Raw genomic sequence first — 9,792 nt, 5'->3', positions numbered from 1 at the left:
CAAACCCCAGCGCGGGGTGGCTCAAAGGCTTCGAACAGTTCAAGGGCTTTGCGCAGCAGATAACCGACATGACCGCAGCCAACACCAAAGTGGCCAGTGACGCAACCGCCCGGATGGCAAGCTCGGCGGCCTCTCTTTCGAAGAAAGGCGCCTAAGCACGCAGAACGTGGTGGTGATCAACGAGCCCCGCGAGTCGGGGCCTTTTCTTCGGCAATGCCGTTCGTTGAGCGCCTGCTTCCGGGATGCTTGTGCCGAAACCTGTCGGGTGCGCTGGCGCACAGACTTTGTTCGACTGCCAGCCTAGGCTTGCAAGTAGCCCGTTGTCCCGCGACCTCACAACACAGCCGAAGGCAACGCGTTTGACCACGCTTGACGACGGCGCACCAAGGAGACTGAAATGACGCAGAAGTACCCAAAGATCCTGCCATGGGTCGCCAGAAGAGCCGGAGTCCGCGGCGTCAAGGCCGGGGGCTTGTGGATGGAGGCCCTGCGCGACGCCAGTGACAACAAGGGCGCCGCGCCGGCGATCGTGTCTGGCACACGCGGAGACACCGGCCGGAATGCGGATATTTGCATGGTGTGATCATGCGGGCTGCCTTGGCCCCGGGTTGGATGGATGCCTCGAAGTCATTCGAGGCGGCCAGCGGGCCCGCGACGAGCATGCGGCCGCTCTGCCAAACGCACAGCAGAAGAAGCCGGACCTGAAGTACGCCCCCGGCTAGCTGCCTAAGGTGGCGCGCGACACGGTTGCGGCGCGCTGACTTGAGACGGGTTTTCGCTCGTCGGTCCTGGGCTGCAGCCTTCGCTTCAGGTCAGCAACAGGCCGGCCAAAACCGGAAAGTGAATTTCAGATGACAACCGCCCTCGCTACCTCGCTTGCCAGCGTACCGACTTTGCCTGGCGGCGACCTTGATCGACTGGTCCATGACCAATTTTCACATCTGCCCGGAGGCATTTCGTCGGCGGCGATGCGTTTGGCCTTCGAAGACCGGCTGACCCGCCTGTCCCATAATCCGGCCGAGCAGGCAGAACTGGCACTGTTCATCGACGACCGTCAAAACATTTTTCTTCAAGACAGCATGTGGGACCGGGGCTATCTCGACAACACGCAGATGGCCGGAGCCTTCCAGTGGCTGAATTCGAACGACCTGGTGTGGTCGCGGATGCTCAAGGACTACCTGGTGGGCGAGCGCACGCCGGCAAGCGACCTGCTGGCCGATGTCGAACTCACTGTCCTGCTCACCTCGGGTGGTCACAACGTCGGCATTGTCAATCCGCCGGGCGCTCCCAGGCGCAGCTATCAGGTGCTGACGCCAGCACACGACAGCAATCACGTGGACCCCGACACCTGGCTCAAGACGGCACCCCAGCACGAAGGATCGTGCTGGCCGGACTGGGCGGCCTGGTTGCAGGCCCGGTCAGGTCAGCCTGTTGCCGCCCCGGCAATGGGCGCAGCGGCAGGTCTGAAGCCAATCTCTCCGGCGCCGGGCACCTACGTAATGCAGAAATAACCGGGAATCCTTTGTCATGACGAATCAGGGAAATAGCAGCACGACATCGATCAACCTCGCCGGCAAGAAGGGGCTGGTGATCGGTATCGCCAACGACCAGAGTATCGCTTATGGCTGCGCCAAGGCGATGCACGCACTGGGCGCCGAGCTGGCCATTACCTACCTCAACGAGCACTCCGAACCCTTCGTGCGCCCACTCGCCGAACAGTTCGGCAGTCCGCTCATCCTGCCCTGTGACGTCGAGAAGCCGGGCCAGCTTGAGGCCGTCTTCGCAGCCATTAAAAAGCAATGGCGGCAACTCGACTTCGCGCTGCACGCCATCGCCTATGCCCCAAAGGAGGATCTGCATGGCCGCGTCATAGATTGCTCTGCCGCCGGTTTCGCACGCGCGATGGATGTCTCATGCCATTCGTTCATCCGCATGGCCCGCCTTGCCGAACCGCTGATGGGGCAGGGCGGCGCGCTGCTGACTCTCAGCTATTACGGGGCGCAGAAGGTGATCGATCATTACAACATCATGGGGCCGGTGAAGGCCGCGCTGGAGTCCGTGATGCGTCAAATGGCGGTAGAGCTCGGCCCGCAAGGAATCCGTGTCCATGCCTTGTCGCCGGGACCGATCCTGACCCGCGCCGCCTCCGGTATCGAACATTTTGATGAATTGCTTGAGCAGGTCGCGCAGCATTCTCCGCAACATCACCTGGTCAGCATCGACGATGTGGGTGCGGTGGCTGCAGGAGTGGTCAGCGACTGGTCGCTGCACATGACCGGCAACGTCGTATTTGTTGACGGCGGCTGCCATGTGCTGGGCTGATCGACGAGTTATTGGCATGAACACCAGCACGCCCCTGCACAGGATCGAACACTGCTCCTCCGCCGTGCTTGTCTTATGGATGCAGGCGCTGCGTCTCGTAATCGCCATCACTCCGGCTCGCCCGGAGGTTTGAATGGAGGCCAGCCGGATACTCAATGCCGGATCGTCCAGCCTCAAGCTCGCTGTCGTCGCCCTGTTGATGGCGGGTTGCGCCTCGATGGCACCGCCCTACGAGGTGCCCGCCTTGCCGGTGTCCCCCGTCTATGCGTCCGCTACCACTCAGGACGGTGCGAGCGCGGCGGCCATCGGCTGGCGTGATTATTTCACTGACCCGCAACTTCAGTCCCTGATCAGGCTGGCGCTGGACAACAACCGTGATCTGCGCAGCGCCGTGCTGCGGGTCGAGGAGGCGCGTGCCGCCTACGGAATCCAGCGGGCTGACCTGTTCCCCACCATTGGCGCACAAGCCAGAGAAGACCGCTCGCGAACGCCGGCCAGGATGAGCCTCACCGGCAGGCCACTGGTCGCCAGCCAGTATCAGGTTGGACTGGGCCTGGCGAGCTGGGAAATCGATTTCTGGGGACGCGTACGCAGCCTGGAGGACGCGGCACTGGAAACCTATCTGGCTACCGACGCCGCTAGCCGCGCGGCCAGCATCGGGCTGGTTGCACAGGTTGCCAACAACTATCTCGCCTTACGCGGACTCGACGAGCGTATTGCACTGGCGCGCCAGACCATCGTCAGCCGCGAGGAGAGTTTCCGCATATTCACTCGCCGCGTCGAGGTAGGCTCGACCTCGCGCTTCAACCTGACCGAAGTACAAACCCTGCTGACCCAGGCCCAGGCGCTTGGCGCCCAGCTTGAGCTGGCGCGAGCGGCACAGCTCAATGCCTTGACCCTGCTGGTCGGAGCACACGTCGAGTTGCCCCCCGAATCAGGCCAGTTTGACGAAAGCAATGTATTTCGCGAACTGCGCCCTGGCCTGCCTTCCGATCTGCTGCTGCAACGCCCCGACATCGTCGCTGCCGAACATTTGCTGAAGGCGGCAAATGCCAACATCGGTGCGGCGCGCGCCGCATTTTTTCCGCGCATTGCGTTGCTCGGCTCGCTAGGCACAGCGAGTGTCGAACTCAATGACCTGTTCGCCTCGGGCAGCCTCGCCTGGCTATTTTCGCCGAGCATTTCGCTGCCGATCTTCGACGGTGGGCGCAGGAAAAACAACCTGAGCCTGGCTGAAACGCGTCGCGATCTGGCCGTGACCAATTATGAGAAAACCGTGCAGCTTGCCTTCCGCGACGTATCCGATGCGCTTTCGGCACGTGTCTGGCTAAGGCAGCAGGTCGCGATTGCCCGCACAGCGCTGGCGACGCAGGCGGAGCGCGCACGGCTTTCGCAATTGCGCTTCAACAACGGCGCCTCGCCTTTTCTGGACGTGCTTGATGCCCAGCGCGATCTGCTTGCCGCCGAGCAACAACTCGTGCAGACGCGGCGCGAACTGCTGAGCAGCCAGATCAGCCTGTATGCCGCTCTCGGCGGCGGCGCGCTGGATTTTGATTCGCCACCCGCAGGCGAAAAGTCTAAACCGCCTGAACCCACACCCGCCACGAGTGCCCCATGAACCCTACCGCCACCCCAACGGTCATCGTACCGCTTGCCCCGCCGGCTTCAGTAACGGTCACGGTAACGTTCGCTCCTCCGCTCGCCGCACCCGTCACACCAGCGGATATGCCGGCGGCGGCCGAACCGGTTACCGTAACCGTCAGCCCAACGGCTGCACCACCTGCTCCCACACCAGCTATTGCACAAGCCACCGCAACGGACGCTGCACCCGCCAATCCCGAGGTCATACCCGCGGCCATCCCGACGACTTGCCCGCCGGCCACCACAACGCTCACCCCGCCAGCCGGGACAGCCGGGACAGCGACTGCTCCGCCGCTCACGTCAGCGGCGGGTTCGATGCTCAAGAAATGGAAAAAATGGCTGATTCCAGCCCTCATCGTCGCCGTCATCGCGGCGGCCGCTCTGCTGGCCTGGCAAATGCTGCGCCCCAAGGGGCCTGGCGAAGGGTTCGTGAGCAGCAATGGCCGCATTGAAGCTACTGAAATCGATGTCTCAAGCAAGTTCAGCGGACGCGTGCAGGACATCCTGGTCGCCGATGGCGACTTCGTCAAAGCGGGCCAGACGCTGGCCCACATGCAAGTGCAGACCCTCGAAGCCCAGCGTGACGAGGCACAGGCGCGGCACCAGCAGTCACTCACCGCAGTAGCCAGCGCCGAAGCGCAGGTCGCGGTGCGCGAAAGCGAGCGGCAGGCAGCGCTGGCCCTCGTTACGCAGCGCGAGAGCGAACTCGACGCCGCGCAAAGGCGCCTGGTGCGCTCGGAGACACTGACGCGCGAAGGTGCCGCGTCGGGGCAGGAACTCGACGATGATCGGGCCCGCGTGCACAGCGTGCGGGCGGCGGTCGGCGCGGCCAGGGCGCAGGTGCAGGCGGCGCAGGCGACCATCGCCGCTGCGCGTGCGCAGGTGGCCGGGGCACGCTCAACGGTTGACGCCGCCCAGGCCACCATCGTCCGCATCAAGGTCGACATCGACGACAGTTCGCTCACCGCGCCGCGTGACGGCCGCGTGCAATACCGCATCGCTCAGCCCGGCGAAGTGCTGGCCGCCGGCGGCAAGGTGCTCAACCTGGTGGACCTGGGCGACGTCTACATGACCTTCTTCGTCCCCGAAACCGCCGCCGGCAAGCTGGCGCTGGGCAGCGAAGTCCATATCATCCTCGACGCCGCGCCACAATACGTGATCCCGGCCAGGGTCTCCTTCGTCGCCAGTACCGCGCAGTTCACGCCGAAGACGGTCGAAACCGCGAGCGAACGGCAAAAACTGATGTTCCGCGTCAAGGCGCAGATCGGCCGCGACCTGTTGCAAAAGAACCTGACCCAGATCAAGACCGGCCTGCCCGGAATCGCCTGGCTCAAGCTTGATAGCCAGGCCTCGTGGCCAGCTGAACTGACGGTCAAGGTCCCGCAATGAGCGCAGGCCGCGGGCTGGCGACCAGCGGCGCGGCACCGGTGGTCCGGCTCGCTGGCATCAGCCTGCGCTACGGCAAGACGCTCGCGCTCGACGACATCACGCTCGACATCCCGGCCGGGTGCATGGTCGGCCTGATCGGTCCCGACGGCGTCGGCAAGTCGAGCCTGCTGGCGCTGATCGCTGGCGCGCGCAAGCTGCAGCAGGGGACCTTGCAGGTGCTGGCCGGCGATATGGCGAGCAAGCAGCACCGCGACAGCGTCTGCCCGCGCATCGCCTACATGCCGCAGGGCCTGGGACGCAACCTTTACCCGACACTGTCGGTCGAGGAGAATCTGCAATTCTTCGGCCGCCTGTTCGGTCACAGCGCCGACGAGCGCCGCCAGCGCATCGACGAACTGACCGCCAGTACCGGCCTGCAGCCCTTTCTGTCGCGCCCGGCGGGCAAGCTCTCGGGTGGCATGAAGCAGAAGCTTGGCCTGTGCAGCGCCCTGATCCACGACCCCGACCTGCTGATCCTCGACGAACCGACGACCGGCGTCGACCCGCTGTCGCGCAAGCAGTTCTGGGATCTGATCGACCATATCCGTAGCGAACGGCCCGCAATGAGCGTGATCGTCGCCACCGCCTACATGGAGGAAGCCGAACGTTTCGACCATCTGGTGGCCATGGACAATGGCCGCGTGCTGGCCAGCGGCACGCCGGCGCAGCTGCACGCCCGTACCGCGACGGACTCGCTCGAAGATGCTTTCATCGCGCTGCTGCCCGCGGAAGAACGGCGCGGACACCAGGCCATCATCGTACCGCCGCTGCCGGTGAGTGCGACCGGCAGCGAGGGAAACATCGCCATCGAGGCCAGGGGCCTGAGCATGCGCTTCGGTGATTTCATCGCCGTCGACCACGTCGACTTTCGCATTCGGCGCGGCGAGATTTTCGGCTTCCTCGGCTCCAACGGCTGCGGCAAGTCGACGACCATGAAGATGCTCACCGGCCTCTTGCCGGCCAGCGAGGGCACGGCGTTGCTCTTCGGCCAGCCGGTCAATGCCAGCGACATCAACGCGCGTCGGCGCGTCGGCTATATGTCGCAGGCCTTCTCGCTCTATGGCGAACTCACTGTGCGCCAGAACCTGGTGCTGCATGCCAGGCTGTTCTCGCTGCCCGAGGACTCGATCGCCGCGCGCGTCGACGAACTCGTCAGACGCTTTGGCCTGGCCAATGTCATCGATACCCTGCCCGACGAAATGCCGCTGGGAATCCGCCAGCGCCTGTCGCTGGCGGTGGCGGTGATCCACCAGCCCGAACTGCTGATCCTCGACGAACCGACCTCGGGCGTCGACCCGATCGCGCGCGACATGTTCTGGCAGTTGATGATCGACCTCTCGCGCAACGACAAGGTGACAATCTTCATCTCCACCCACTTCATGAACGAGGCTGCGCGCTGCGACCGCATCTCGCTGATGCATTCGGGCCGCGTGCTGGTGAGCGACAGCCCGGCTGAACTGGTACGCCAGCGCGGCACGCAAACGCTCGAGCAGGCCTTCATCTCATATCTCGAGGAAGCCTCGGCGGGCACCGAAAAAGTCACTGCGCCCGTCGTGGCCAAACCGGCGCCCGCCGCCCGGACTCGCGTCATCGCCCCGCGCTTCGGCTTCAACCTTGGCCGCGCCTTGAGCTACACCCTGCGCGAGACGCTCGAACTGCGCCGTGACCCGGTACGCGCGACACTGGCGCTGCTCGGTTCGGCGATCCTGATGTTCATCATCGCCTTCGGCATCAGCCTGGACGTCGAAAACCTGTCCTATGCCGTGCTCGATCGCGACCAGACGGTACTCAGTCGCAACTACGCACTCAACCTCTCGGGCTCGCGCTACTTCATCGAAAAGGCGCCGATAACCGACTATGCCGAGCTCGACTGGCGCATGCGCAAGGGCGAACTGTCCCTGGCCATCGAGATCCCGCCCGGCTTTGCGCGCGACATCGCGCGCGGCACGCCGGTAGAGATCGGCGCCTGGGTCGACGGCGCCATGCCGACGCGCGCCGAGACCGTTCGCGGCTATGTCCAGGCCATGCACCAGATGTGGCTCGTCGACATGGCGACGCACCGTCTGGGAATCACCCTAACTTCGCCCAGCACGTTGGAAACCCGTTACCGCTACAACCCCGACGTCAAGAGCCTGCCGGCCATGGTGCCGGCAGTGATCCCGATGCTGCTGATGATGATTCCGGCGATGCTCGCCGCGCTGTCGGTGGTGCGCGAGAAGGAACTGGGATCGATCATCAACCTCTACGTGACGCCCGTCACACGCAGTGAATTCCTGCTTGGCAAGCAGTTGCCCTACATTGCGCTGGCGATGGTCAACTTCCTGCTGTTGACGGTGCTGGCCGTCACTGTTTTCGGGGTGCCGGTCAAGGGCAGCTTCGCCACGTTGGCGCTGGCGGCTCTGATCTTCGTCATTTGCTCGACCGGCTTCGGCCTGCTCGCCTCGACCTTCACCAGAAGCCAGATCGCCGCCATGTTTGTGACCATGATCGGCACCATCATTCCCTGCGTACAGTTTGCCGGCCTGCTCAACCCGGTGTCTTCGCTTGAAGGGATGGGCGCCTTCATCGGCCGCATCTACCCGGCAACCCATTTCCTGACCATCAGTCGCGGCGTGTTCAGCAAGGAACTCGACATTACCAGCCTGGGCCCGTCCTTCTGGCCCATGCTCGTCGCCATCCCGGTGATCCTCGGCCTGTCGATCGCGCTGCTGAAAAAACAGGAGGCCTGAGACGATGATCAGCAGCAAGAACATTTTCCGCCTCGGCGTCAAGGAACTATGGAGTCTGGTGCGCGACCCGATGATGCTGGTGCTGATCGCCTGGACCTTCACCGTGGCGATCTACGTCGCCGCCACCGCCATGCCGGAGAGCCTGCACAACGCGCCGATCGCCATCGTCGACGAGGACGGCTCGCCACTGTCAGCGCGCATTGTTGCGAGCTTCTATCCGCCGCACTTCAAGACGCCGGTGATGGTCTCGCTGAACGGGATCGACCCGGGAATGGACAGGGGCGACTACACTTTTGTGCTCGACATTCCGCCGGGTTTTCAGCGCGACGTGCTGGCCGGCCGCACCCCGGCGATCCAGCTCAATATCGACGCCACGCTGATGAGCCAGGCCTTCACCGGCAACGTCTACATCCAGCAGATCGTCGCCGGCGAGGTCAATGAATTCATCCAGCGTTATCGCAGTTCGGCAGTGCCGCCGGTCGATCTCGCGCTTCGTATGCGCTTCAACCCCAATCTCGAGCAAGCGTGGTTCGGCTCGCTGATGGAAATCATCAACAACGTGACCATGCTGTCGATCATCCTGACGGGTGCGGCGCTGATCCGCGAACGCGAGCATGGCACCATCGAACACTTGCTGGTGATGCCCGTAACGCCGGCCGAAATCATGCTGGCCAAGGTCTGGTCGATGGGACTGGTGGTCCTGCTGGCGGCCATGGTGGCGCTGGTGTTCATCGTTCAGGGTGCCTTGCAGGTGCCAATCCAGGGCTCGCTGGCGCTGTTCATGCTGGCCACCGTACTGCACCTGTTCGCCACCACGTCGATGGGCATCTTCCTGGCAACGCTGGCGCGCTCGATGCCGCAGTTCGGCATGCTGCTGGTGCTCGTTCTTCTGCCGCTGCAAATGCTTTCGGGGGGCGCCACTCCGCGCGAGAGCATGCCGCAACTGGTGCAGTACATCATGCTGGCGGCGCCGACGACGCACTTTGTTTCGGCCGGACAGGCGATCCTCTACCGCGGCGCCGGTATCGACGTGGTATGGCCGCAGTTCCTGGCCATCCTGGCCATCGGCAGCCTGCTGTTCGCCGCCTCGCTCGGGCGTTTCCGCAAGACCATCAGCCAGATGGCATGAGCGCTGCATTGCCCCGAAGGATATTTTGATGGGTATCGGTTTCAGTTTCCCCCTGACCATCGATGAGATCCAAGTTGGGCATTGGGTATTTGCAATCGACCGGTCTGCGCGGGAGACACCGCCGCACTATTTGCTGGATGGCGTCAGACCATTGCCGAGGCGTAGCATCGGTGGCTACGTCTCGGAACTTTCGTGCCCATCGTACTGGCCGGTTCAGCCCTTGCCGGCGTTCTGGCCTGGTGACCGCGCCCGAGGGACCAGGCCGCCACAGCGTCACCGCCTCCGACAGGCTTGCGGTGACGGCGGACATCAAAGCTGCCATTGAGCCGAAACCGCAAGAGTGACGTCGCGCGCGTCAGGGTGAAGTGCGCTGAAAGCGGTGTTGTCGACTCCACGCGTGAAATTGTTCAAATCCGGGTTTAGGTCGTTTCGTCTGGAGCGGGCAAGAAAGGGCGAAGGGCGAGGCTGGCAAATGAGTGAGTTTCCCAACGACAAGGTAGGCCATGGCCGATGAAGTTTTCGACTCGACGATCGCCGCGCGCC

General features: G+C 63.7%; 8 protein-coding genes. 7 read left to right on the top strand and 1 reads right to left on the bottom strand.

The window, feature by feature from the left end; translation table 11 throughout:
* Window positions 1-397: 397 nt before the first annotated feature.
* The 7 genes from RUW20_RS08955 (at window position 398) to RUW20_RS08925 (ending at window position 9,249) form a co-directional block, all read left to right on the top strand.
* Window positions 398-583, top strand: coding sequence for a hypothetical protein (locus RUW20_RS08955; RefSeq protein ID WP_313951854.1), 186 nt, complete (start codon window positions 398-400; stop codon window positions 581-583).
* A 268-nt stretch (window positions 584-851) separates the two neighbouring features.
* Complete coding sequence (locus tag RUW20_RS08950) at window positions 852-1,511, top strand: hypothetical protein (RefSeq protein WP_313951853.1); 660 nt, start codon at window positions 852-854, stop codon at window positions 1,509-1,511.
* A 16-nt stretch (window positions 1,512-1,527) separates the two neighbouring features.
* Window positions 1,528-2,322: an enoyl-ACP reductase FabI gene (fabI, locus tag RUW20_RS08945; RefSeq protein WP_409559333.1), complete on the top strand. Its 795-nt coding sequence runs from the start codon at window positions 1,528-1,530 to the stop codon at window positions 2,320-2,322.
* Between the two features lie 133 nt (window positions 2,323-2,455).
* Window positions 2,456-3,940: an efflux transporter outer membrane subunit gene (locus RUW20_RS08940; protein ID WP_313951852.1), complete on the top strand. Its 1,485-nt coding sequence runs from the start codon at window positions 2,456-2,458 to the stop codon at window positions 3,938-3,940.
* 338 nt (window positions 3,941-4,278) lie between these two features.
* A complete protein-coding gene (locus tag RUW20_RS08935; RefSeq protein ID WP_313951851.1) occupies window positions 4,279-5,352 on the top strand; it encodes an HlyD family secretion protein in 1,074 nt (357 codons plus the stop codon).
* On the top strand, window positions 5,349-8,120 hold the full coding sequence (gene rbbA / locus RUW20_RS08930; RefSeq protein ID WP_313951850.1) for a ribosome-associated ATPase/putative transporter RbbA: 2,772 nt from the start codon (window positions 5,349-5,351) through the stop codon (window positions 8,118-8,120). The genes RUW20_RS08935 and rbbA overlap by 4 nt, the downstream gene beginning before the upstream one ends.
* A gap of 4 nt (window positions 8,121-8,124) precedes the next feature.
* Window positions 8,125-9,249 carry an ABC transporter permease gene (locus tag RUW20_RS08925; RefSeq protein WP_313951849.1) on the top strand — a complete coding sequence of 375 codons (1,125 nt, stop codon included), beginning with the start codon at window positions 8,125-8,127 and terminating at the stop codon, window positions 9,247-9,249.
* A 355-nt stretch (window positions 9,250-9,604) separates the two neighbouring features.
* Here RUW20_RS08925 and RUW20_RS08920 read toward each other — a convergent pair.
* Window positions 9,605-9,792, bottom strand: a 188-nt coding sequence (locus tag RUW20_RS08920; RefSeq protein WP_313951848.1) for a hypothetical protein, incomplete at its 5' end; no start/stop codon positions are given.

It is taken from the genome of Accumulibacter sp. (assembly GCF_032229525.1).
Lineage (GTDB): Bacteria > Pseudomonadota > Gammaproteobacteria > Burkholderiales > Rhodocyclaceae > Accumulibacter.
This window is presented reverse-complemented; position numbering and strand designations above follow the sequence as displayed.